Below are 23,129 nucleotides of genomic sequence, written 5' to 3'. Positions count from 1 at the left end.
CGGGTTTCGGGTAGTCTCGCGGGTCATGCGGATGACCACCCTTGCCTTGCTCCTCCTGCCACTGCCCACCGTGGCCGCGGTGAAGAACGTCTCGACGGTTGCCCAGTTGCAATCCGCGCTCGCCTCGGCGCGGGCGGGCGATGAAATCGTCCTCGCGGATGGCACGTATGCGGTGAACGTCAACCTGAGCTGCGCGGCGGAGGGCACCGCCACCCAGCCCATCACCGTGCGTGCCGCGAACCGGTACGCGGCACGCATCCAGTTCAACGCGCCCGAGGGCTTCAAGGTGTCGGGCCGGTACTGGACCTTCGACGGCCTGACCATCGAGGGTGTCTGCCCCCAGGACGACAATTGCGAGCACGCGTTCCATGTCACGGGCCACGCGGAGAACTTCGTGCTTCGCAACAGCCGCATCCGCGACTTCAACGCGCAGCTCAAGGTGAACGCGGTGCGGAACGGCAGTGGCGTCTATGAGATGCCCCACCGCGGCCTCGTGGAACGCAACGAGATCTACGACACGCACGCGCGCTCGACCTCCAAACCCGTCAACAAGATCAACATCGACACCGGTGACGACTGGGTGGTCCGCGACAACGACGTGCACGACTTCTCCAAGAAGGGCGGCATCTCCTACGGCGCCTTCATGAAGAGCGGTGGCAAGCGGGGCGTCTTCGAGCGCAACCGCGTCCTCTGCGTGAAGGACTACCCGGGCGGAGACACGCGCATCGGCCTGTCCTTCGGCGGCGGAGGAACGGGCAATGCGTTCTGTGCGCCCGCCTTCGATGCGAACGTCCCCTGCGACCCCGAGCACACGGACGGAATCATCCGCAACAACGTCATCGCCAACTGCTCGGACGTTGGCATCTACCTGAACAAGGCCGCCAACACGAAGGTGCTGTTCAACACGATCATCTCCACCACGGGCGTGGACTTCCGCTTCGCCTCCTCCACCGGAGAGGCTCACGGCAACGTGCTGTCCTCGGTGGTTCGCACTCGTGACAGCGGCAGATTCAATGCCGGCACGAACGTGATGAACGTGGCCTCGGGCACCTGGACCACCTGGTACCAGTCGCCCCTGAGTGGAGACCTGCGACTCAAGGGCAACGTGTCGCAGCTCATTGGAGCCGCCGAGGCGCGGGCCACGGTGACAGATGACTTCTGTGCCCGCCCTCGTCCCTCGGGAGGGGCCTATACGCTTGGCGCGCTCGAGCACTCGCTGGGAGACTGCGGCGCGGGGACCGGCGCGGACGCGGGAACGGCCTCGGATGGGGGCACCTCCACGGATGCGGGGACCGGCGATGGCCAGACCGACGCCGGCACCAGCCCGGGCGACCACCCCCTCCCAGGCAACGGCGATGGGGATGGGCAGGGCTCCACGGGCGGGGGCTGCAACGCCAGCCCGGGTCTCACGGCCGGGTTCCTGTTCATCCTGTTGCCGTTGTCCGCCGCATCACGTCGGCGCTGGCGGCGAGCGCATCCGTCGGCGGAGCGCTGAGGGGAGCATTCAGACTCCCCCGCGGTTTCACGGCACCTCGTGGGGGAAGACATGCTGCCCGTCTTCGCCCAACGGCAGCGAAACCTCCGACAACACGGCCGACATGGGCAGTGGGCCGTACAGGTGCGGGAACAGTCCCGGGCGGCGTCCCCCCGAGGCCGGCTCCCAACGCAGCGCGGAGCCGAGTGCCGCCGGGTCGACGGCCACCAGCCACAGGTCACGTTCCCCCGAGCGGTGCTTGCGCGCGCTTTCACGTACCTGCTCGGCCGTGGACAGGTGCAGGAAGCCGTCGCGCGTGTCGTCGGCCGAGCCGCAATAGGCGCCAATCGTCTTGGCGGCCCGCCAGTCGGCGCCGCTGACGAGCGTATAGATGGGGGAGCTCATGCCCTCTGCTTCTTCCGCCCCACGGTGGCATCCATGACGCGCCGGAGGGCATCGTGGGCCCGGGAGCCGCTGGCGAGGAGCACCTTCGCCAGGGGTTGGCTGTACAGCTTGTCGAGTGTCGATGGGGCAGCGAAGAACGAAAAACGCATCCGTTCTCCCAAATCATAGACCGCGTGGCCCGTCGACCCATATCACCCGCCACGGGAGAGCAACGCGCTCAGTTCTTCTGGAGCCAGAGGGCGCGGGGGCCGCGCAGGGCGAACGAGGCGCCGTAGTCGATGTGCTCGGGCTGGCGCGGCGAGAAGCCCAGACGGGGGGTGCGTGCCATCAGCTCCTGCAGGGCCACGGGGGCCTCCAGGCGCGCGAGCGGAGCACCGAGGCAGAAGTGGATGCCGTGCCCGAAGGACATCAGGCCGGCGGTGTCGCGCCGCGGATCGAAGCGCTCCGGGTTGGGGAACTTGCGCGGATCGCGGTTGGCGGCCGACACCAGGGCGAACAGCGTGGTGTCCGCGGGCACCTTGCCCCCGCTCAGTTCCACCTCCTGGGTGGTGCGGCGCACGACCGTCACCACGGGCGAGTCGTAGCGCAGCGTCTCCTCGGCCACGGCGGCGCAGGCGGCGAGCGAGGGGTCGCGCCGCAGCCACTCATACTCCTCCGGGTGGCGGATGAGGGCGGTGAGCGCGTTGCCCAGCAGGTTGGTGGTGGTCTCGTTGCCGGCCAGCAGCAGCAGGATGGCGAAGGAGTTGACCTCCTCGGGCGTCAGGGCCTCCTGGCCCTCGTTCTCCTGCACGAGCAGGGAGATGAGGTCGCCCCGGGGCTCGCGGCGGCGCGCCTCGGCCACTTCCGTCATGTACGCGAGCATCTCCTTGGCGTTGCGCACCACGTCCTCGGGCGTCTTGCCCGACTGGAGGGTGGCGTTGCCGGAGTTGGCGATCGAGTCGCTCCAGCGCTTGAAGTCGCGGCGGCGGGAGATGTCCACGCCCAGCATCTCCGCGATGATGGTGACGGGCAGGGGAGAGGCCAGGCCGCTCATGAACTCGAACTCGGGGCCGGCCGTCATCTCCGCGACGAGCGCGCGCGACAGCTCGCGCACGCGCGGCTCCAGGGCATTGATCTGCTTGGGGGTGAAGGAGCGGTTGACCTTGCCGCGCAGGCGCGTGTGCACGGGCGGATCCGTGGTGAGCAGGCTGTCCACCTCGCCCAGCTCCAGGTCCTTGCTGTTCTCCTTCTGGAGCCTGCCGGCGATGCGGACCATCGCCGAGGAGAACAGGGCGGGGTTCTTCAAGACGTACGACACGTCCTCGTAGCGGGTGAGGACGTGGGCCTGCATCTTCGCGTCGTAGTGCAGGGGCGCCTTCTCGCGCATCTCGGCGAAGTAGGGATAGGGGTTGCGCATCACCTCTGGGTTGAAGAAGTCGAAGCGGTTCAACAGTTCCATGAGTGGCTATCCTCTGGGCTGGAGCAGTGAGGGGGGTTGTTGTTGTGGGGAGACGACGGAAGCTCACCCGGGGCGCGGGCTGGCGCCTTCCAGGAAGCAGCGCAGCAGTAGCGCGATCTGCTCGTCGACGGGCGTGGGCTGGCGATCGAGGAATTGCCGCAGCAGGGTGCTCTGCAGCATGCCCAGCAGCAGCATGGGGTAGTGCGGCGCGTCCTCGGGCCGCAGCACCCCTTGCGCGAGGCCCTCGGGGTTGAGCGCGCCGATCCGCTCGGCCAGCGCGTTCGAGAGCCGCTGATGACGCTCCAACTCTTCGCTCGAGGCGGCCACGCGCATCACCCTTTCCTCCAGCAGCAGGGAGAGGAATCGGAAGTGCTTCTGGGTGTGCTCCAGGATGGCGCGCAGCAGGCCATGCAAGCGCATGCGGTAGGGGGCGCCCCGGCTGCGCTCCAACTCCGTGTCCAGCACCGCCATCAACTGCTGAACCTGCGCGTCGAGCAGCGCCTGGAGCAGCCGCTGCCGATCCTCGAAGTAGTTGTAGAGCGTGCCGACCGAGACGCCCACCCGCGTGGCGATGTCCTCCATCCGCGTGGCGGTGAGGCCCTGCTCGGCGATCACCTGTTCCGCCGCCTCGAGGATGGCCACCCGGGCCTCCTCCTTCATCCGCTCCCGGAGGGGATGAGGCTTGCTTCGCGGTTCTGAGCGGGGCTTCATGGCGGTGAATATGATTCAGAAACCGGTAATTCGCAATAGCCTTGAGAGGGTAGGGCGAACAGGGGGCGGGTGGTGAAACGTGGCGCAGGCCGGGTCTCAATCAGATTTTCGAAGGGGCACGGCCCAGGTGTCTCGGGTGCGCTCCGAGCGTGGCTCACCGGGCGACACGGCACAGGCATCGGAGTGTCTGGAATGGCGCGGTTATTGCTGAACGCCCGCCGCCAGGCGCGATGGTGCTCGGCAGCAGTCTGACTCGCGCAGAGGGACACGAATGATTCGAATGAACATGCCGTGGAGTGTGCAACCGGTTGCACGTGGGGTCGCCGCGGTCTTCACGGCCCTCGTGCTCGCGGCCTGCGGAGTGAGCTCGGAGGAGCCACCTTCTTCACCGTCGACCGCCACCTTCGAGCTGACGAACATCGGTGACGTCGCCCTCGCCTCGGGTGAGCACAAGGACATCCAACTCCTGGTGCTCGGAGTCGGAGAGGAGCCGGTCCAGTTCACCGCCGAGGGCCTGCCTCCCTTCGCCACGCTCTCTGGAGATGTGATCTCCCTGGCTCCCGAGCGGCAGCACGCCGGCGAGACGCTCGTGACGGTCACCGCGACCAGCGGCACGCAGACCGCGTCCAGGACGTTCACCATCCGGGTTACACGGACCAACGTGCCGCTGTACCTGTGGCCCCCCTACTTCGAGGACGCGGACGGCTTGGCCGTCAGGTCCCAGATGGCCTCCGATGGAATCTGGGAGCGCACCGTTCGAGGGTTTCCGAAAGTCACGGCGCAGATCGATGACCCGGATGGGGATGCGGTGCGGCTGTTCGCCGAGCTCGTCCCGGAAGGCACGCCCTTCACGGGCGTGGAGACGTTCACCTCCCCCCTCTCCGCGGGAGGGGCCGCCAAGGCCTGGGGCAGCGTGTACCTGACCGGGCTCGAGCCGGGCACCTACAGGCTGCAGGTCTGGGCGAAGGACGTCCTGGGGTTCGTGAGCCCCGCGCGGGACGCCGGACGGATCATCTACGCCCCGCGTGGAGAGCGAAGCGCCGAGCCCGACTGGCGGACGTGCGGCGGCGTCCGGGTCAACGTGACGGAGGACTCGCAGCACTGCGGTGCGTGCGGACATGACTGCCTGGGAGCGAGCTGCCAGCTCGGCCTGTGCGCCCCTTCCCAGCTCACGGCGACGAGCGACTTCTGGATTGATGATCTGCAACTCGATGAGAGCCACGTCTACTGGAGCGGGCTCTACACCAACCATTTCGGCGTCAAGCGGGTCCCGAAGACCGGAGGGGAACCGTTGGTGCTGGCCAATCCCACGATGGGGCAGCTCGCGCTGGATGGAGAGTCCCTGTACGTGGCGGCTCCTACCGAGATCGTCCAGGTGCCGCTCGCGAGCGGCACGGAGTCCACCAGGCTGGCCTGGGGGCTCAAGGGGGCGGAAGGGGTGTCGCTGTACGACGGACGGCTCTACTGGTTCCTGCAGGATGGGGCGTATGCCTGGGAGCTCTACAGTCTCCCCACGGCGGGGGGAGCGCTCCCGACGCGTGAGACCTCATTCGCCGCGCGCCCGGAGGCGATGGTGGTGGACGCCTCGGGGGTCTATGCCTTCGATATCGAAGGTGGAGTCCTCCATCGCCCAACGGGCAGCGGGAGCGTGCGGGTCCTGGCCAGTGGCTTGAAGGAGCCGAAGGGCCTGGCGGTGGATGGGGAGTACGTGTACGTGGCCTATGGCCCCTCCTGGTGTGTGGACTGCACCAGCACCCTCGCGCGCATTCCCAAGACAGGGGGATCCCTCCAGGTTCTCGCGACCGTGAACATGGTGGTGGGAGGCTTCATCGTGGACGACGAGAACCTCTACTGGACGCTGGATGACCGCCCCGACAACGTGCCTCTCTCCCTGGGCTCGGTGATGCGCATGCCGAAGGCGGGAGGCACCCCCATGGTCGTCGCCGATGGCCATGCCAGCGTGCGCACCGTCCGCGTCGACGCCACCCACGTGTACTGGATCGCTCCCAAGGTGGGCGTCTTCCGCGTGCCGAAGTAGGCCTGGGCGCTGGGGGCGGGGCTCGGGCTCCGCTCACGTGCCGTCGATCAGTCGGATCGCCAGCTCCGGGCTGAACTGGCCCGCGGGTATGCCCGGAGCGATTCCGCACTGGCCATCGGAGTCGCCGGGCACCTTCACCCAAAGCAGCAACTCGGCCCCGCCACCGGTCTGCGACGGAGTGCCGAGCTTCCGCCCGGCCGGATTGCACCACTCACCGTTGTGGCCGTTGCCATTGCGGCTGGTGTCCACCGCGAAGGGCAGGGTGTACCCATAACGGCTGGACAGGGCGGCATTGACCGCCGAGGCATAAGAGCTGGACTGGGCAGTGGGGTAGAAGTTCGACACGTTGAGGGCGAAGCCCCGCGTGTTGCGCGCTCCGGCGGCCTCCAGCCGCTGGGCCATCGTGTCGGCGGGGATCCAACCGGCGTTGCCTCCGTCGATATAGGCCCAGGTATTCGGCGCGCGGTCGCGCAGTTGCTCGGTGGCGTAGCGCAGCAGTCCGAGCCGCGTCTGCCGCTCGGTGTCGTTGGGCAGGCAGTCCAGCTGGGCCACGGCGTCTGGTTCGATGATGACGATGGCGGGACGGTTTCCGAGGCCCGTCACGAACGCGGAGATCCAGGCCCGGTAGGCGTCAGGGCTGCCCGCGCCTCCCGCGGAGTGGCTGCCGCAGTCGCGGCCGGGGATGTTGTAGGCCACGAGCACCGGCAGCTTGTCAGCGGTATCGGCCGCTCCGACGAAGCCAGACACCGCCGAGGTGATGTCCGCGTTCCAGTTGCCGAACCAGCGCGCCATCGGCTTGCTCGCGATGGCCGACTGGATGCGCGACGCGCGTGCGTCGCCGCCGTTGGCACGTACCCAGCTGGCGGGGTTGGAGTTGGGATCCACGTAGAAGCCGCTGGTCATCGCGAGCGGTCCGGAACCGGTGCTGCTCGTGGTGAGCGAGATGTCGTCGAGCAGGATGGTGGCGGTCCCCGCGCGGCCCCCGAGCTGGAAGGTCACCTGTCCCTGGTTGGAGGCCAGGGACGAGGTGAAGGGGAACGAGAACCGCCGCGACGTGGTGTCGAGCGAGAGCTGTTGGTTCAACGTCGCGGTGTAGGGAGCGCTCTCCAACTGCACCGTCGTGCGCACCGACACGCTCGCCGAGGCCGAGGCGGTGAACGACAGGGTATAGGCCTGCCCGCTCGCCAGGGGAATGCCACTCTGCCCGATGATGGCGTCCCACGGGTTGGTGGTTCCCGCGGCGACGTCGACGCGCAGCCGGCCATTCTCGACGCGCACCTGGGTATTGGCGCCGTTCCACCAGGGGGCGACGCTGCCCGCTCCGAAGGAGCCGTTTTGGATGAGCTCGGTGGCCGCCGCCCTCTCGAGCTTCATGACTGGCGCATCCATGCCATCCGTGGTGGAGGCTGGGCCGCACGCGGGAGCGACAGCCGATGCGAGTGTCAGCGTGGCCGGGATGAGGTACCGGAGGGACAGCGAGCTGGCGGGTTCACGAGGGTTCACGAGACTATTCCTCCCAGGGTCGGATGAAGAGCGGAACCGGGTTAGTCCAGCCAACCAGGGGTGTCAAGCGATGTAGGGAAAACCCGTGTGAGAGACCTGCTCCTGGAAGGAGACCGTCACATCTGGATGGAGAGGGTGATTCCTGTCTTCTTGTAATTCAGAGCGCTCGAGATTCAGTGCAGCCATTTCGAAATCAATTGATCAGTGTGTATCCGCGAAATCCAAGCTGGCTTTAGTCTTGTTTGATTTCCATTGAGTTCCGGTTTTGGAATGTTATGCAGAGCGCTCCACGCTGGAACACGCTCTCGGTTCAGGGCACCGCTGTCCTTGTGCGCGTGAATTGGCCGGATGCGTCATGGATTCAAATCGCCTGACAGACAAGGAATTGAGAAACCATGATGACCCACAAGACACGACGTACTCCCGCCCTGCTGCTCCTGGTGGGCGTCTTCGGAACCGGGTGTCTCCTGGACGAAGGCATGACGGCAGAGGAGGGGGGCGGCGGCACGAGCGAAAACGGCGGGTCCGGTGGTAGCGGTGAATCCGCGGCATTGGCCGCGTGTGATCCCGGAACCACGACGACGGCCTGGGCGACGAACTGCCCGACCTCGCCGCCAGCTTGCACCGCGGGTACCTGGACCGCGGGCGGACCGGATCCGGATCACTCAAACTTCAAGTTGATCAAGGAGTCCGCGCACTTCGCCATCTATTCGGACGAGGCCATCGCCAGCGCCACGGCTCAAGCCGCGCTCGATACGCTCGAAAATACCGTCTGGAAGGTCTACTTCGGGGCGCCGATCTACTTCAAGGAACCGCTCTGCAACCTGTCGAACAAGACCAAGGTCAGTGTCCACGTTCATTCCAACTGGGGTCTCACTGGCGGCGCCTGGAGCTCGACACGGATGGGGATGTGGATCGGACCCGGCGCGCTCAACGATCACTGGGGGCTCGCGCACGAGTTCATGCACGCCGTGCAGAGCGTGAGCGGCGGCATGTCGTGCTACCAGTCGAACACCTGCGGCTGGATCTACGAGAGCCACGCCAACTTCATGCCTCACCAGCTCCCCGAGTACCGCAACGAGGTGCACTGCTCGGAGATGTCCGTGAACGCGCCGCACGTCTATCTGGGTTCGACGCGCGATCGCTACTGCAACTGGCAGTTCATGGAGTTCTTGAAGGACAAGTACTGCTACAGCGCGGTCAATGAAATCTGGACGAGCAGCCCGAGCAACGATCCCTTCTCGCAAATCATGAAGACGCGCGGCTGGAACATCAGCCAGATGAACGACTTCTTCGGCGAGTGGGCGATGCACAACGTGACCTGGGATTACAAGGATCCGCCCCCTACCAGCGGCGGCAACCAGGGCCCGACCTATCGCGCGAAGTACGGTTCGATCACGAGCAAGTCGAGGCCGGAGCGGCGCCTCCGGCTGACCCAGCTCGAGCCGCTGGATGGGAGCTACGCGACGAATCGGCGCTTCGTGACGCCGACCGGCTGGGCGCCGCAGCGCTGGGGCTACAATATCGTGCGGCTCTACCCGGACGCGGGCGCCACGAGCGTGACCGTGACCTTCCGCGGCGTGAAGCAGAGTGGCGCGGACTCCGATTGGCGCTGGGGCCTCGTCGCCACGGACAGCGCCATCACCACGCCACGCTATAGCGCTCTGCAGCGCGGCGCGGACGGCGAGCTCAATTTCTGCGTCAACCCCGGCGAAGCGCTCTTCCTGGTCGTGGTCGGAACGCCCTCCGTGCAAAAGCAGATCGTCTGGGATCAGATGTACAACACCATCTATCGCTATCCGTGGATGGTGCAGCTCACGAGTGCCTGGCCCGAGGGATTCAAGAACGGCACGCAAGACGCCTGTCCTTCGGGAACGCAGCGTCACTCGAACGGCGGCGGCTGTGTTGTCAGCGGCGTTCCGGCGAGCGTGTACGTCGGCCCCTACGCCCAGGTGCTCGGCGGGAGCGTGAGCGGCTCGGCGCGCATCGAGGACCACGCGGTGGTCGTGTCGGGCAACGTCTCCGGCGGCACCGTCACCGGCCTCTCGGTGCTGATGAACGGCTTCAGCGTGAGCGGCTCGGCCAGGGTCGCCTCCACCTTCTATCCGCTCGGCTTCTACGAAGGCCAGCAGGCGGTGTCGGGCACGGCGCAGCTCATCGGCGACCTCGAATACCGGGGCGTAGGCCTGAACAAGTCGAGCGGCACCTACTTCGGTTTCGTCGATCCGGGCACCTCGCCCGCCTCGAACACGACGGACGTCACGATCGCGCCGCCCTACACCTGGCGGCCGTAGTTCCGCCGGGAGTCCCCAGCGCTCCTGCGGCGGGAAACGAACCCGCCGCAGGAGGGGAGGGACCGCGCCCTGGTGATGCAGCACCTGCCGGCCACCCCCATCAGCATGTGCCCTTCCTGGTCCAGCACCTACTTCGCCGAGGCGCAGTTGCTGTTCGCGTAGCTGCCGGTGAACGCGCCGAGCTGGGGCTTCTTGTGCGAGAGGTCCCACAGCACCTTGCCGAAGTCCGTCAGCGTGGTGGGCTGGGTCCAGTTGTCGATGGCGTAGAACTGGCCGCCGGAGGCGCCCGAGTCAGGCCTGGTCATGTTGAACGTGTCACCCCAGTTCGGGTTTCCGTGCCACCCGATGATGCCCACGCCGTAGGCCGGCGCGTTGTTGAAGGCGATCATGCTTCCGGCCTTCAACCGGGCCACGTCACCGTCGTTCGAGTTCCAGCCCGTCTCGCCCACGATCAGCGCCAGGTTCTTGCTCTGCACCGACTTCAGATAGGCGATGAACTCGGACGTATGGGGGCTGCTCCCGCCCGCTTCGGCCCAGGCGTTGTACACGTGGATGGAGAAGAGCATGTTGCACTGGCCCTGCGCCAGCTGCGGCCCGTACGTCGGGATGAGATTCCCCGGGATGCCCCAGCCGGGCCACTCCTGACCAGCGACTCCACCATCCACGACGATGATGTTCTCCGCGCCGGTGGAGCGGATGGCGTTGCGCAGGTCCGTGTGCACGCTCAGGTACTCGCTCACCGGCTGGCCCCAGACGGGCTCGTTGAGCAGGTTGAACCAGACGTAGGTGTTCGTCTTGTATTTGTTGGACAGGGAGATCCATGCGCTCCGGGTCTGGGCCAGCCGGGTCGCGTCGATGCCGCCGTTCGCCCACACACTGTCGTGGAACTCGATCATGACCACGATCTTCCGCGACGTGTAGGCCTGGATGATGCGGTCGATCTTGTCGAAGTTGGGCTTCGACAGGTCGCCCGACACGAGCCCGTGCGTGTTCCACTCCGGATGCGCCAGCTGGGCCCCGTTGATGCGGATGATGTTCCATCCCCAGCTGGTGGCCGCCGCGGCGCGGTTCTCCGTGTCCCGCTGGAAGAAGTCCCAGCCGTCCAGGTTGGCTCCCACGGGATAGAACTTGTTCCCGCTCGGATCCACGATGTCCTTGCCCACGATGTAGAAGCGGCCGGTGGGGTTGGCCAGCGTGGGACTCACGGAGTCCTCTTGTGCGACGGGCGCGGGCTCCTCCCGGCCTTCGACTTCCACCTCGGACCCACCGCAGGCACAGAGGACCCACGGCAGGAGACTCATCATCTTCAGTGGTTTGAACATGGATTTTGCCTTTGGATGGAGAGGGCGGGCGCTCGTGTTCGAGCCGGAGTTGAACGTGACCGTCCCGGATGCTGACGTAGATGCGCCGGTCATCCTGCAACACGGGCTTGCGCAGGTTCTAGCATCAATGTTGCTCGGGTTTTCCTCGTATATCACGGATTCAAGGGGCATGGAACCCTTTGAGGTGATACTTGGAGCCCCGGCAGGCCGGCTTCTCACCCAGTATCGGAAGCGACTCAGGAGGGGAGGGCGCTCCACTCCGCCGCGACGAAGCGCCAGCCCTGATGGCCCGAGGGCGGCTCCACCCAGAGCGGCAGGGCGTTGGGCGTGCGGATGTTCACCTCCAGCCCCGCCGCCTGGCGCACGGCGCGCCACAGGGCACCATGCGCCACGATCAGCACCGGGCCGGGATGGGCGGTGGCGCGGTTGATGGCCCTCACGGCGCGCTCGCGCAGCTCGGAGAAGGGTTCGGCGCCTTCGGGCGTCGCGATGCCGGCGATCCAGTCGTCGAACCAGCCGGACATCATCTGCCCTTCCTGCACGCCGAAGGCACATTCCCGCAGTTCGGGATCGAGGTTCACCGGCAGGTTCAGCCGTGCCGCCACGATCTCCGCTGTCACCCGCGCTCGGCTGAGGGTGCTGGAATGGATGGAGCGGATACCCCGCCCCACCAGTGCCTCCGCTGCACGCTCCGCCTGGGCGAGGCCTACGGCGTTCAGCGGAATGTCCACCCGGCCCTGGGAGAGCATGCGGGCGTTCCAATCCGTCTCACCGTGGCGGAGGAACCAGAAGGGGATGGGATTCAGGTCGGTCATATCGGAGGTAGAAGGTTGGAGGCGAGGATTGAATCGAAGCGTTCACGTGAAAGGCTCGACCCTTTCTCTCTCATCAATGGCGCGCGTACCCCGCCTGGGGTCGTTACGCAACGTGTCGTATCGGGCTGTCTCGCTCGCGTTCTTTGTTTGACACCTTTGATGGCTTTACCATGTGCTGGGGCGTGGTCTTCGTGATGGACATTCCGGTCTTTTCCTGTTCAAGCTGTTCCGGCTCCCTACCTCAACGACAGTTCAAGACAATTCAAGAAGGACGCCATGTCACGCCCTGAGTTCAGGTCGCTCCCCCTGGTCTTGCTGTTACTCTCTTCCGTGCTGATCCACCCCCTGGTCGGCTGCACGCCACCAGCCCCGGATGAGACGCCGGATGCGTCGACACCGGATGCATCGACACCGGATGAGGTGCACGGTCTCAAGGGCGAGTACTTCCGTATGTCGGCGCCCGGCGCCCGTGACTTCACCCAGCTCGGCGCGGTCGCGCTGGATCCGAACATCAACTTCCCCGGTCTGGCGGCCACGTTCGAGACGCTGACCGGCCGCACCGAGCACACCACGGCCCGGTGGACCGGTCGGATCACCGCACCGGAGACCGGCGACTACACGTTCTTCGCGATCGGCGACAATGGCTTCCGGCTGTTCATCGACGGCGCGCCGGTGATCGACCACTGGGTCGGCGATTGGGATGTCGAGCAGCGCAGCGCGCCGGTGCGCCTCGTCGCGGGCGAGGCACACGACTTCCGGCTGGAGATGTTCCAGGACGTCGGCGGCGCGAACATGTTCCTGCGGTGGTCGAGTGCCACCATCGGCAAGCAGATCGTTCCGACCACGGCGTTCACTCCGCCGGTCGGCTTCGAGGTCTACCCGGTCGACCTCACCGTCGGCGAGGACGGCCGCCGGCTGACGCTCGACTTCGCCGAGCCGGTCACCGCGCTCGGTGACCCGTTGCCGCACCTGACCGTGGAGGCCGACACCACCCCGATGCCGCTGGCCTCGGCCACCGTCGCCGCCAACGACCCGTCCCTCGTGGTGGTCACCCTCGCCGCGCCAGTCCAGCGCGGCCAGCGCGTCCGTGTCGCCTATGACGGCGACGGCGGCCTGACCGTGGAGGGTGAGGCGGTGCCGCAGCTCATCCGCGAAGCCAGCAACGAGTCGACCCACCGGCTGCGCACCCAGTGGGGCGAGCAACTCGACCCGGCCCACCCGCTGCCCGAGTACCCTCGGCCGCAACAGGTCCGCACCCGGTGGCTCAACCTCAACGGTCCGTGGGAGTTCTCCGGCGCGGCCGCGGGCGAGCAGCCGGTGTTCGGCCGGGCGCTGCCGGAACGCATCATCGTGCCGTTCCCCGTGGAGTCCCAGCTCTCCGGGCTGGAGCGCCACGAGGACCACATGTTCTACCGCAAGCTCGTCACCGTGCCCGAGTCCTGGCGGATCGGCGCCGGGCAGCGGCTCCGGCTGAACTTCGGCGCGGTGGACCACCAGGCGCGGGTGTGGGTCAACGGCCAGCAGGTCGCCGAGCACACCGGCGGCTACACCGCGTTCACCGCGGACATCACCGCCGCCCTGCGCGGCTCGGGTGACCAGGAGATCGTCGTCGCGGTCACCGACACCACCGGACCCAACCAGCCGATCGGGAAGCAGTCGCGCAATCCGGGCGGCATCGTCTACACGCAGTCCTCGGGCATCTGGCAGACCGTCTGGCTGGAGCCGGTGCCCGACGTGGCGATCGACGACGTCGTGATCACGCCGGACATCCAGGCGGGCACGCTCGCCGTCGAAGTCCGTTCCGCGTCGGCCTCGCCCGGTGCCAGCGTCACCGCCGTGGCCCGCGACGCCGCCGACCGCGTGGTCGGCACCATCACCGGCCCGGCCAACACCCGGCTCTCGTTGCCAGTGCCTCAGCCGCACCTGTGGACGCCGGACGACCCGTACCTCTACGACCTCGACGTCACCCTCACCGACGGGCAGAGCACCGACACCGTCGACAGCTACTTCGGAATGCGCTCGGTGGCGATCCAGAACGTCGGCGGCTTCCCGAAGCTGGTGCTCAACGGCAAGCCGATCTTCTCCCTCGCCATGCTGGACCAGGGGTTCTGGCCCGACGGGCTCTACACCGCGCCCAGCGACGCGGCCCTGCGCTGGGACCTGCAGGCGCAGAAGGACCTCGGGTTCAACGCCGTCCGCAAGCACATCAAGGTGGAGCCCGCGCGCTGGTACTACCACGCGGACCAGCTCGGCCTGCTGGTGTGGCAGGACTTCGTCTCCGCGAACATCACGAACACGCAGGGACAGCAGGCGTTCCTCACCGAGGGCCGTCGCATGATGGAGCAGCTGCACGACTCGCCGGCCGTCGTGGGCTGGGTGGTCTTCAACGAGGGCTGGGGCGAGTGGAACCGGGAGGAGACCGGCCGGATCGCCGAGCAGGTCAAGGCCGCCGACCCCTCGCGAGTGGTCAATGCGCACAGCGGCGTGAACTGCTGCGACTCCAAGGGCGACTCCGGCAAGGGTGACGTCCTCGACCACCACGACTACAACAACACCGACCCGGCCTACCCGGACGCCACGCGCGCGGCGATGGATGGCGAGCACGGCGGGTTCACCCTGCGCACGCCGGGCCATATGTGGCCGGGCGCGCCGACGGTCATCTACAGCGGGGTGGTGGACAAGGCGGCGCTGACCGCGAGGTACGTCGAGAACACCACGACCTTCTACCTGGCCGCCGCCGGGGCGGAGCTGTCCGGCTCGGTCTACACCCAGGTCACCGATCTGGAGAACGAGCTCAACGGCTTCTACACCTACGATCGGCGAGTGCTGAAGGTCGATCCGGAGCCGGTGCGCGAGATCAACCGGCGGGTGATCGCCGTGGGCGCCGCGGCGGCCGATGACGCGACGTTCCCCGGACTCGGGCACTGGCCGCTCGACGAGGGCAGCGGCACGCTGGGCCACGACATCGACGGGCGCAGCGACGTGACGCTGCACGGGAACACCGTCTGGACGGCCGGGATCCACGGGCGGGCGCTGCGCTTCGACGGGAACGGCGACTTCGCCGAGACGGCCGCTCCGGTGCTGGACACCCGAGGCGACCACTCGATCTCGGTGTGGGTGACGCTCGACGCGCTGCCGGGCAACTACGCCACGGCGGTCAGCCAGGACGGCCGCCGCACGGAGAACCCGTTCTACCTGCAGTACGGGCATGGCTCGTTCGCGTTCAGCGCTCCCGGAGGGCGCCGCGCCACGTACGCGGTGACGCCGGAGCTCGGCCGCTGGTACCACCTCGTCGGCGTCCGGGCTGGCGCCGAACTACGGCTGTACGTCGACGGCCGCCGGGTGGCGTCCACACCGGCGGGCCCGGCAACGGTGAGCACCGGGCCGCTGGCGCTCGGGCGTGCGAAGTACGCCGGCCGCGACACCGACTTCTGGGCCGGGTCGATCGACGAGGTGCAGGCCTTCGGCCGTGCGCTCGAGGACAGCGAAGTGAGCGCCCTGTACGCGGAGGTGTCGCGCTGAACGCCTGAGAAGGCAGATTCGATTGCAGAAGTACGCATCGTTGCTCAGACCGGGTCCCAGGCGGCGAGCAGCCGCCTGGGGCCTCGGTGCATGAAGTTGGGCAGGTAGTCGAAGTCCTGTTCCGGCAGCAGCCGCAGGTTCGGCAGCCGCTCGCCCAGCAACTCCAGCGCCACCCTCGCCTCCAGCTTCGCCAGCTGCGCGCCGATGCAGTAGTGGATGCCCTGCCCGAAGGCCAGGTGCTTGGAGACATCCGAGCGGTGTGGCTCGAAGCGCTCCGGTTCCGCGAAGACGGCCTCGTCCCGGTTGGCCGAGGCGAACAGGACGAACACCCTCGCCCCCGCCGGTATCCGCGCTCCCGCCAGCTCCACTTCCCGGCTCGCCGTCCGCATCATCCCCTGCACGGGTGCGTCCAGCCGCAGTGACTCCTCGATCACCTTGGGAATCAAGCCCGGCTCCGCCCGCAGCGCGCTCCACCGCTCCGGCTCCCGCAGCAGCAGCACCAGCATGTTGCCCAGCAGGTTCGTCGTCGTCTCGTGCCCGGCGAAGAGCAACGTCTGCAGCAGGGCGATGAGCTCCAGGTCGCTCAACGGCTCGTAATCTCCGTGCCGCGCCGCGATCAGCGCGCTCACCAGGTCCTTCTTCGGCACCTTCCGGCGCGATTCCACCAGGGCGGCCAGGTAGCGCTGGAAGGCCACGAAACTCCGCGCGCACTCCACCTGCCGCTCCAGCGTGAGCGCTCCCGCGGACAAGCGGGTCAACTCCTCCGCCCAGTGCTTGAGCCGATCCATGTCCTCGACTGGCACGCCCATGAACCCACCCACCACCATCGCCGGCAGCGGGTAGGTGAAGCGCTTGACCAGGTCTCCCTGACCGTCGCGGGCGAACGCGTCGAGCAGCGAGCTGGCCAGTGCCCGGATGTCCGGCTCCATCGCCGTGAACCGTTGTGGCGCGCAGGCCTTGCTCACCAGTGTCCGTACACGCGTGTGACCGGGAGGATCGTCATCCACCAGGGAGGGAAGCCGCGGATAGCCCTCCATGAACACCGCCAGGACCTCGGGCGGCGGCGGGATGGGGTTCTGGAGGCAGTCGGCCGAACGGAACGCCTCCGGGTCCATCAGCACCGTGCGCGCGTCCTGGTGCCGGGAGACAATCCAGAGGTTCAGCGATTCGTCGAAGAAGACGGGCGCCTCCTGTCGGATGCGCTGATAGAGAGGGTAGGGATTCTCCAGATTCGGGGACTCGAAGCGGTTGAACACCCTCCCGGACTCACGAGACATGCTGGGCTCCTCTGTCGGCTTAAATAATTCAGCGCAGCATGACATCAGCACGGTTGCTCGTACGACGTCGAGGCTTCGCGCCTCATCCGTCCCGAGGCGGCGTCGGCGGGGCGGCGTCCTTCACCAACCGTCTTTTCAGCTCCGCGAGCGCGGAGCGTCCCGGGCCATTACACGCGAGCACGTCCACGATGGCGGCGGCGGGAATGACTCGCGCGAGCAGCACCCCATTGGGTGCGCGGTAGATGCGCAGCCCCGAGGCCCGCAGGCGCGCGGGGGAGATGACCAGCAGCACATCCACGCCAGCGCGCTTGCCCACCTTCGAGTCCACCGCGGCAGCCAGGTGGACATGGGTGCGCGCCGCGGAATGGACGCCCTCCCCGGAGAGGATGGCGTGCGCGGCGGCCACGGACGTGCCGTGGTAGAGGGGGGCGTCTCCGGTCACCTCGTCCCAGCTGCGTTCCAGCCCGTCGAGCGTCACGGGGGTGCCCTCCAGCGAGTGGCCCTGCACGGCGCGCACCTGCTTGCCCCGCACCTCGTAGCGCGACTTGTTGTTCTCCGCGACCACCTCGTCGAGCTCCTCACGAGACAGCCCCGTCATCCGCAGCACCTCGCCGATGTGGGCAAAGCCCGCGGAGTCCATGGCGAGGCCCATCTCCCGGGCGCCATGGCGCAACAACCATGAGAGCTTCTTCGATTTCCTGGCGAGTGCCTGGGGGTTCATCTCCGGGCGGTGTGAGCTGGCCATGACCGTTCTTCCTTTCTTTCGCGAGGAACACTAGCCGACACCATCGCCGCCCACGAATCGGGACTTTCCTCCAGCTATCGAAGAAGCGGATAGTTCCATTCATGGAAACGGATGGGCTTCGAGCCCTGGTGGCGTTCGCGGAGGCTGGCTGCAATCTGACGCTCGCGGGGCGCGCCATCGGGCTGTCCCAGCCAGCGGTGCATGCGCGGCTGCAAGGGGTGGCGCGGGCGCTGGAGATCTCCCTCTACGAGCGGCGGGGCCGACGCCTCCAGCTCACCCCGGATGGAGCGCGCGTGCTCGCCTGGGCGCGTGACGTCCTCGAGCGCGAGCGCGCCCTGCGCGTGGAGCTACGACAGGGACACGCGGAGGAGCGGGTGGTGCTCGCCTGCGGAGAGGGGGCCCTGGTGCATGTGGTGGCCGAGCGCATCGCTCCGTTCCTTCGCGAGCGGAGCGGAGTGCTCTCCTTCCTCGTGCTGGATGGCCCCGCCGCGGTCGCCGCCGTGGAGCGCGGCTCGGCGCACCTGGCGGTGGTGGCCGGGCCCGCGTCCAGTCCCCCGGGGCTGCGCTCGCAGCCGCTCGTCACCGCCGCGCTGCTGGCCGTGGCTTCCCGGCAGCACCCGCTGGCGCGAGCGGGTCGAGAGGTGGAGGTGGGGGCGCTGCTCGAGCACCGGCTCCTGGTGCCTCCACTCGGCCGCGCCCTGCGCGCAACCCTGGAGGACGCCGCCGCGGCCCAGGGACGGACGCTCGAGGTCGCCGCGGAGGTGACCGGCTGGGAGGCGGTCCGCCGGCTCGCGGCATTGGGGGTGGGGGTGGGGGTGATCAACGACGTGGTGGACACCCCGGGCCTGGCACGCCTTTCCGTGCGCGGCCTTCCCCCGGTGACCTACCGGTTGCTGATGCGGCGGGGACGCGGCACGCGGCTCGCGGAGGAGGTGGTGCGGGCCCTGACCCGCGAGCGGTAGAGGCACGCGGACCCCACATCCTCATGCACCCTGCTGGCGTCCGCGGAGGAGCAGCAGGGTGGCCACCATCACGAAGGCCAGGGCGGACACCGCGAGCGACATGTGGGTGTTGGTCACGCTCCCCAGGAGCCCCACGGTCACGCCGCTGAACGCCCGCAGGCCGGAGGCCGACATGCTGAAGAGCCCCAGGACGCGGCCTCGGATGGTGTCCGGCGCATTCAACTGCACGAGCGCCTGGGTCATGCTGCTGAAGGAGAGCTCGAGGAATCCGGCCAGGAACAGCACGAGAATCGCCGCCGGATACGAGCGCATGAACGAAAACGTGAAGAGCGAGCAGCCCCACAGCAATGCCATCTTCATCGCGGAAGCTGTCGTCGTCGGCAGCCAGGTCCCGCGAGTCTCGAGCAGGATGCCCGCGAGCAGGGCACCGGCCGCGTCCGCTCCCAGCAGGAGCGTATAGGCCGTGCCGGGGTCTCCGTGGCCCAGATCGTGGGCGAAGCCCGGCATCTGCGCATGGTAGCTGTTGCCGATGAAGAAGGACGCCGCCCCGGCCAGCAGCACCATGGCCGCGACCGTGGGCAGCTCGCGCACGTCGCGGATGGTCTGGATGATGTCGGAGAAGCCCCGGACGGCACGCTTGGGGCCCGTCGTCACGCCGCGAAAGTGCCGGCCATAGGGGGCGCTCACCAGCCAGAGCAGGAGAGGCAGGAAGAACACCGTGTTGAGGAAGATGCCATGGGTAGGCCCGAGCGTCCGCATGATGATGCTGCCCACGCCGGGGCCCACCAGGACCCCGAGATAGCGGGCCGTCGCGTTCAGGCGTACCGCGCTGGGCAGGGCGCCCGCGCCCACGATGTCGTAGAGCAACATCTGGCTGGAGGTGCCCCAGAGGACACCCGCGCAGCCGTGGATCGTGAGGAGGACCATCGCGTGCCACAGCTGCAATGAGTCCGTGACGAAGAAGTATCCCCATCCCACCGAGGCGATGATGAAGAGCACCATCCCGCCCTGGATGAGGCGCCTGGAATCGAACCGGTCATTGAGCGCGCCCACCGGCACCGAGAACATCAGGAAGGGCAGCCAGTGGGACACCACCGCGAACCCACCCAGCGCCGCCGAGTGGAACTTCTGGAATGCCACCCAATAGCTGATCACGTGCTCGATGTTGTCGGCCATCATCGCCAACATGAACGTGATGAGAAAGGTCCGGTATCCAGGGGTGCGGAGCGCGCTCGTGCTCGGAGGGGGAGAGGGCTCGGGAGTAACGGTGGTGGACAGCGTTTGCATGTGTCAGTCCTGCACGAGGGTACGGAACACGGCTGGCAATTCCTTGCCACCCAATCCCGCGCTGAGTGCTCGCTTGTAGTTGTCGAGCAACTCCTTCGGGAAGCGCGTGTTGATGCGGGCGTCTCTGCTCAACCGGACGATGTGCTCGATTGCCGCGACGTGGGTATCGAGACTGCACTGGTCGCCAGAGAAGTCGTTGCTTTCGATCATGCCCTGCGCGGCGTCGGCGGTGACGGAGAGCAGACCGAGGAAGGAGTTCTTGTGGGAGAAGAAGGTCTTCGGGTCGAGACCTTCCGCCTTGCACATGGCCGCGGCATGGAGGAAGGCCAGGGAGCCCCCGTAGTAGGCCTCGAGAATCGCGCAGTCGAGCGTCGCGGCGGAACCGATCCTCTCGTCGACGTAGATCGAATTCCTGGCGATCGCCTGGAGGGTTTCGAGGTGCCGGTCGAAGACCGGGCGCGACCCGGCGTAGAAGACCGTCGCGTACTCGGTGGCGACGAAACCCGGGTAGGCGAGTATCGCGGCGTCCAGGTAGTCCACGCCGTTCGCCTTCGCCCACTCCAGTGCCTCGCGAGCGTCCGCGGGTGAGCCGCTGGTGAGCTGAACGAGCGTCTTGCCGGCAAGCGCCGGAGTGACACCCTCCGAGGAGAACACTTCGGAGCAGGCGGCGTAGTTGGACAAGGAGACGACGACGAGCTCTCGTCCCGATACGGCTTCGATCAGGTTCTCCATCGCGACGGTGCCACCGCCGACGGCTCTTGCCTTGCCTGGAGTCCTGTTCCAGACCGCGACTTCGTGACCAACCGCCGCGAAGGCACGCGCCAGTGCGCTTCCCATGAGGCCACTGCCGATCACCGCTATTTTCGTGGGACTGCTGGGGGCCATATCCACTCTTCCTTTGTTTCAAGCTAACATGCTTTCCGGCTCATACTCCGTCCGTTGCCACCGCCAGGGCCGCCGGGATCGTTTTCCGCATCAACTCCACGAAGGTGCGCAGCCTCGCTGGATAGAAGCGCGCATACGGATAGAGCAGATACATTGGCAAGGGCGCGGCCCGCCAGAGCGGCACCAGGTGCAGGAGTCGACCCCGCATGATGTCTTCCTGGAGCACCCAGGACGAGGCCACGCAGATGCCGAGGCCGTTCACCGCGGCACTGCGGATGGCGTAGAGGCTGTCCGTGCTCAGGCGCGGGTGGAAGATGATGGGCTGGACCTCGCCGGTGGTCACGTGGGTCAGCGAGACCTCGTTGCGATAGAACGTGCGCAGTGACAGCCAGGGCAACCGTGCGAGCTCGTCGGGGTGGGTCGGCATGGGCAATCCAGCCAGCACGGACGGCGCGGCCACGACGATGCGCGGCACCTCGGCCACGCGGATCGCCACCACGTTGGGGTCATGTACCTCGCCGACGTGGATCGCGCAGTCGATGCCATCCGCGATGAAATCCGCCGCCCGGTCGTACAGCAGCCATTCGACCGATACCCGCGCGTGGCGATTCAGGAATTCCGTCAACGGCTCCACCAGCAACTGTTGCCCGAACGCGTGGGGCACCACGACGCGCAGCGTGCCCTCCGGTTCGTCGCCCGCGCCGCGCAGGTCGGCCTCGAACATCTCCCAGCTGGCCAGCAGCTCCTTCGCGCGCTCATAGCAACGCGCGCCGTCCTCGGTGAGCTTCATGGCATGGGTGGAGCGCTGGATCAGCCGCAGCCCCAGCGAGCGCTCCAGCGCCTGCAGCCGGCGGCTCACCGTCGGCTGCGTGGTGCCCAGCTGCGCGGCGGCGGAGGACAGGCTGCCCGCGTCGACGATGCGGATGAAGGTCTGCATCAGCTCGAGCCGGTCGGCGGTGGCCGGCGCGGCGGGTTGGGACATCCGCCGCTGGGAGACTCGCGGCCGGGGTGGCTTTGACTGAGGGGGCATGGCGGCTCGCTTCCAGCGGCTTTATACGCGGAGCGTATATCCACTGTGCGAGGCACGCTACTACCGATGCCCACTCCTCTGGCGCACAGTTGCCTCGACTCGATCGCCAGGGGTGAACATCATGTCCTTCATTCGTACCGTACATACAACCGCCGGAAACAGCACCGTGGCCGCGACCGCCAGCCGCGGCGACAGCGAGCCTTTGTCGGGGGGCCTGCGCCTGCTGCTGGCCACGGGTGCCGGGCTGTCGGTGGCGTCGCTCTACTACAGCCAGCCGATGCTGGGGGTGATCGGGGCCGACATCGGCGCCTCGGACACCGCGGTGGGCCTCGTGCCCATGCTCACCCAGCTGGGATACGCGCTGGGCATCCTGCTGCTGACGCCCCTCGGCGATCGCTTCGACCGGCGCCGCATCATCCTCATCAAGGCCGCCCTCCTGAGCGTGGCGCTGCTGCTGGGCGGTATCGCCCCGGGCATCCACCTGCTGCTGGCGGTGAGCTTCGCCGTCGGCCTGACGGCGACCCTGGCGCAGGACATCGTCCCGGCCGCCGCGACCCTGGCGCCCGAAAGGCATCGCGGCAAGGTGGTCGGCACGGTGATGACGGGCCTGCTGCTCGGCATCCTGTTGTCTCGCGTCGTCAGCGGCGTGGTCGCCGAGCACTTCGGCTGGCGCGCCATGTACATGATCGCCGCCGCCAGCGTGGCCCTCGTCGGCGGGGTGGCCTGGTTCGGCCTGCCCCGTTTCCGCCCGACCAGCACGCTCACGTACGGTGCCCTGCTGGGTTCGCTCGCCAGCCTGTGGCGACAGTACGGCGCGCTGCGCCGGGCCGCGTTGGCGCAGGGCCTGCTCTCGGTCGGCTTCAGCGCGTTCTGGTCGACCCTCGCCGTGATGCTGCATGGCGCGCCGTTCCACCTGGGCAGCGCGGCCGCCGGTGCATTCGGCCTGGCCGGCGCGGCCGGGGCGCTGGGCGCGCCGGTAGCGGGCCGCCTCGCGGATCGCTTCGGCCCCGAAAGGGTCACGCGCCTGGGCGCCGCACTGACCGCCCTGTCGTTCTCCACGATGCTCGTGTCGCCGTGGCTCGAGCCGAACACCCGGCTGTGGCTGATCGCCGCCAGCGCCATCGGCTTCGACCTCGGCGTCCAGATCACGCTCGTGGCGCATCAGACCATCGTCTTCGGCATCGATCCGGCCGCACGCAGCAGGCTCAACGCCGTGCTGTTCGTCGGTACGTTCATCGGCATGTCCATCGGCGCGGCGAGCGGTAGCCTCCTGCTGGCCCGGTGGGGATGGGTGGCGGTGACGTTGCTGGCGACCGCCTCGGCGCTGGCGGCCTTGCTGGTCCGCCTGTTGCCGGGGGATCGCGCGGCCCGCTGATTCACCGCCGGGGCAAACTGCTAAAGAGTTGAGGTCCGCTCACCCC

Annotated in this window: 18 protein-coding genes; 6 read left to right on the top strand and 12 right to left on the bottom strand. The window is 67.6% G+C overall.

Annotation, left to right across the window (positions count from 1 at the left end; genetic code table 11):
* Positions 1 to 31 precede the first annotated feature (31 nt).
* A complete protein-coding gene (locus NR810_RS24715; protein ID WP_257455858.1) occupies positions 32 to 1,495 on the top strand; it encodes a chondroitinase-B domain-containing protein in 1,464 nt (487 codons plus the stop codon).
* A 27-nt stretch (positions 1,496 to 1,522) separates the two neighbouring features.
* Here NR810_RS24715 and NR810_RS24710 read toward each other — a convergent pair whose 3' ends face one another.
* The 4 genes from NR810_RS24710 to NR810_RS24695 form a co-directional block, all read right to left on the bottom strand.
* Positions 1,523 to 1,879 carry a DUF952 domain-containing protein gene (locus NR810_RS24710; RefSeq protein WP_257455857.1) on the bottom strand — a complete coding sequence of 119 codons (357 nt, stop codon included), beginning with the start codon at positions 1,877 to 1,879 and terminating at the stop codon, positions 1,523 to 1,525.
* Positions 1,876 to 2,028 carry a hypothetical protein gene (locus NR810_RS24705; RefSeq protein WP_257455856.1) on the bottom strand — a complete coding sequence of 51 codons (153 nt, stop codon included), beginning with the start codon at positions 2,026 to 2,028 and terminating at the stop codon, positions 1,876 to 1,878. The genes NR810_RS24710 and NR810_RS24705 overlap by 4 nt, the downstream gene beginning before the upstream one ends.
* Positions 2,029 to 2,096: 68 nt before the next feature.
* The gene (locus NR810_RS24700) at positions 2,097 to 3,317 is read right to left on the bottom strand and encodes a cytochrome P450 (RefSeq protein WP_257455855.1); all 1,221 of its coding nucleotides are present in this window, start codon (positions 3,315 to 3,317) and stop codon (positions 2,097 to 2,099) included.
* 63 nt (positions 3,318 to 3,380) lie between these two features.
* Positions 3,381 to 3,977, bottom strand: coding sequence for a TetR/AcrR family transcriptional regulator (locus tag NR810_RS24695; protein WP_257455854.1), 597 nt, complete (start codon positions 3,975 to 3,977; stop codon positions 3,381 to 3,383).
* Positions 3,978 to 4,299: 322 nt separating this feature from the next.
* Here NR810_RS24695 and NR810_RS24690 point away from each other — a divergent pair, with 322 nt between their 5' ends.
* Positions 4,300 to 6,066: a hypothetical protein gene (locus NR810_RS24690; RefSeq protein ID WP_257455853.1), complete on the top strand. Its 1,767-nt coding sequence runs from the start codon at positions 4,300 to 4,302 to the stop codon at positions 6,064 to 6,066.
* A gap of 33 nt (positions 6,067 to 6,099) precedes the next feature.
* Here NR810_RS24690 and NR810_RS24685 read toward each other — a convergent pair whose 3' ends face one another.
* Positions 6,100 to 7,440 carry a glycoside hydrolase family 6 protein gene (locus NR810_RS24685; RefSeq protein WP_257455852.1) on the bottom strand — a complete coding sequence of 447 codons (1,341 nt, stop codon included), beginning with the start codon at positions 7,438 to 7,440 and terminating at the stop codon, positions 6,100 to 6,102.
* Between the two features lie 524 nt (positions 7,441 to 7,964).
* Between NR810_RS24685 and NR810_RS24680 the strand changes: the two genes are divergently transcribed.
* Positions 7,965 to 9,863 carry a DUF6055 domain-containing protein gene (locus NR810_RS24680; RefSeq protein WP_257455849.1) on the top strand — a complete coding sequence of 633 codons (1,899 nt, stop codon included), beginning with the start codon at positions 7,965 to 7,967 and terminating at the stop codon, positions 9,861 to 9,863.
* 128 nt (positions 9,864 to 9,991) lie between these two features.
* Here the strand turns inward: NR810_RS24680 and NR810_RS24675 are convergent, their stop codons facing one another.
* Together NR810_RS24675 and NR810_RS24670 are read right to left on the bottom strand one after the other, a co-directional pair.
* Positions 9,992 to 11,068, bottom strand: a complete 1,077-nt coding sequence (locus tag NR810_RS24675; protein ID WP_257455847.1) for a glycoside hydrolase family 5 protein — start codon at positions 11,066 to 11,068, stop codon at positions 9,992 to 9,994.
* Positions 11,069 to 11,421: 353 nt separating this feature from the next.
* Positions 11,422 to 12,000 (bottom strand): histidine phosphatase family protein, encoded by a 579-nt coding sequence (locus NR810_RS24670; protein ID WP_257455846.1) that lies wholly within the window; start codon positions 11,998 to 12,000, stop codon positions 11,422 to 11,424.
* A gap of 276 nt (positions 12,001 to 12,276) precedes the next feature.
* Between NR810_RS24670 and NR810_RS24665 the strand changes: the two genes are divergently transcribed.
* Positions 12,277 to 15,522, top strand: a complete 3,246-nt coding sequence (locus NR810_RS24665) for a LamG-like jellyroll fold domain-containing protein (RefSeq protein WP_257455845.1) — start codon at positions 12,277 to 12,279, stop codon at positions 15,520 to 15,522.
* 44 nt (positions 15,523 to 15,566) lie between these two features.
* On the opposite strand, the gene NR810_RS24660 is transcribed toward NR810_RS24665, so the two are convergent.
* Positions 15,567 to 16,799, bottom strand: a complete 1,233-nt coding sequence (locus tag NR810_RS24660) for a cytochrome P450 (RefSeq protein ID WP_257455844.1) — start codon at positions 16,797 to 16,799, stop codon at positions 15,567 to 15,569.
* Positions 16,800 to 16,881: 82 nt separating this feature from the next.
* On the bottom strand, positions 16,882 to 17,544 hold the full coding sequence (locus NR810_RS24655; protein WP_257455843.1) for an RNA 2'-phosphotransferase: 663 nt from the start codon (positions 17,542 to 17,544) through the stop codon (positions 16,882 to 16,884).
* A gap of 101 nt (positions 17,545 to 17,645) precedes the next feature.
* Between NR810_RS24655 and NR810_RS24650 the strand changes: the two genes are divergently transcribed.
* Positions 17,646 to 18,506, top strand: a complete 861-nt coding sequence (locus NR810_RS24650; RefSeq protein WP_257455841.1) for a LysR family transcriptional regulator — start codon at positions 17,646 to 17,648, stop codon at positions 18,504 to 18,506.
* A 21-nt stretch (positions 18,507 to 18,527) separates the two neighbouring features.
* Here NR810_RS24650 and NR810_RS24645 read toward each other — a convergent pair whose 3' ends face one another.
* The 3 genes from NR810_RS24645 to NR810_RS24635 form a co-directional block, all read right to left on the bottom strand.
* Positions 18,528 to 19,793, bottom strand: coding sequence for an MFS transporter (locus tag NR810_RS24645; RefSeq protein WP_257455840.1), 1,266 nt, complete (start codon positions 19,791 to 19,793; stop codon positions 18,528 to 18,530).
* A 3-nt stretch (positions 19,794 to 19,796) separates the two neighbouring features.
* A complete protein-coding gene (locus NR810_RS24640) occupies positions 19,797 to 20,648 on the bottom strand; it encodes an NAD(P)-dependent oxidoreductase (protein WP_257455839.1) in 852 nt (283 codons plus the stop codon).
* Positions 20,649 to 20,718: 70 nt separating this feature from the next.
* The gene (locus NR810_RS24635; protein WP_257455838.1) at positions 20,719 to 21,708 is read right to left on the bottom strand and encodes a LysR family transcriptional regulator; all 990 of its coding nucleotides are present in this window, start codon (positions 21,706 to 21,708) and stop codon (positions 20,719 to 20,721) included.
* Positions 21,709 to 21,829: 121 nt separating this feature from the next.
* Here NR810_RS24635 and NR810_RS24630 point away from each other — a divergent pair, with 121 nt between their 5' ends.
* The gene (locus NR810_RS24630) at positions 21,830 to 23,083 is read left to right on the top strand and encodes an MFS transporter (RefSeq protein WP_257455837.1); all 1,254 of its coding nucleotides are present in this window, start codon (positions 21,830 to 21,832) and stop codon (positions 23,081 to 23,083) included.
* Positions 23,084 to 23,129: the final 46 nt, after the last annotated feature.

Origin of the sequence: Archangium lipolyticum (genome assembly GCF_024623785.1) — a bacterium.
Classification (GTDB): Bacteria; Myxococcota; Myxococcia; order Myxococcales; family Myxococcaceae; genus Archangium; species Archangium lipolyticum.
Note: the sequence above shows the minus strand (reverse complement) of the source record. Positions and strands in the feature narration are given on the sequence as shown.

Bases quoted from the DNA above. Each gene is read 5' to 3' on its own strand.
- NR810_RS24715 (WP_257455858.1), top strand. From the start codon at position 32: ATGACCACCCTTGCCTTGCTCCTCCTGCCACTGCCCACCGTGGCCGCG.
- NR810_RS24710 (WP_257455857.1), bottom strand. From the start codon at position 1,879: ATGAGCTCCCCCATCTATACGCTCGTCAGCGGCGCCGACTGGCGGGCC.
- NR810_RS24705 (WP_257455856.1), bottom strand. From the start codon at position 2,028: ATGCGTTTTTCGTTCTTCGCTGCCCCATCGACACTCGACAAGCTGTAC.
- NR810_RS24700 (WP_257455855.1), bottom strand. From the start codon at position 3,317: ATGGAACTGTTGAACCGCTTCGACTTCTTCAACCCAGAGGTGATGCGC.
- NR810_RS24695 (WP_257455854.1), bottom strand. From the start codon at position 3,977: ATGAAGGAGGAGGCCCGGGTGGCCATCCTCGAGGCGGCGGAACAGGTG.
- NR810_RS24690 (WP_257455853.1), top strand. From the start codon at position 4,300: ATGATTCGAATGAACATGCCGTGGAGTGTGCAACCGGTTGCACGTGGG.
- NR810_RS24685 (WP_257455852.1), bottom strand. From the start codon at position 7,440: ATGAAGCTCGAGAGGGCGGCGGCCACCGAGCTCATCCAAAACGGCTCC.
- NR810_RS24680 (WP_257455849.1), top strand. From the start codon at position 7,965: ATGATGACCCACAAGACACGACGTACTCCCGCCCTGCTGCTCCTGGTG.
- NR810_RS24670 (WP_257455846.1), bottom strand. From the start codon at position 12,000: ATGACCGACCTGAATCCCATCCCCTTCTGGTTCCTCCGCCACGGTGAG.
- NR810_RS24665 (WP_257455845.1), top strand. From the start codon at position 12,277: ATGTCACGCCCTGAGTTCAGGTCGCTCCCCCTGGTCTTGCTGTTACTC.
- NR810_RS24660 (WP_257455844.1), bottom strand. From the start codon at position 16,799: ATGTCTCGTGAGTCCGGGAGGGTGTTCAACCGCTTCGAGTCCCCGAAT.
- NR810_RS24655 (WP_257455843.1), bottom strand. From the start codon at position 17,544: ATGGCCAGCTCACACCGCCCGGAGATGAACCCCCAGGCACTCGCCAGG.
- NR810_RS24650 (WP_257455841.1), top strand. From the start codon at position 17,646: ATGGAAACGGATGGGCTTCGAGCCCTGGTGGCGTTCGCGGAGGCTGGC.
- NR810_RS24645 (WP_257455840.1), bottom strand. From the start codon at position 19,793: ATGCAAACGCTGTCCACCACCGTTACTCCCGAGCCCTCTCCCCCTCCG.
- NR810_RS24635 (WP_257455838.1), bottom strand. From the start codon at position 21,708: ATGCCCCCTCAGTCAAAGCCACCCCGGCCGCGAGTCTCCCAGCGGCGG.
- NR810_RS24630 (WP_257455837.1), top strand. From the start codon at position 21,830: ATGTCCTTCATTCGTACCGTACATACAACCGCCGGAAACAGCACCGTG.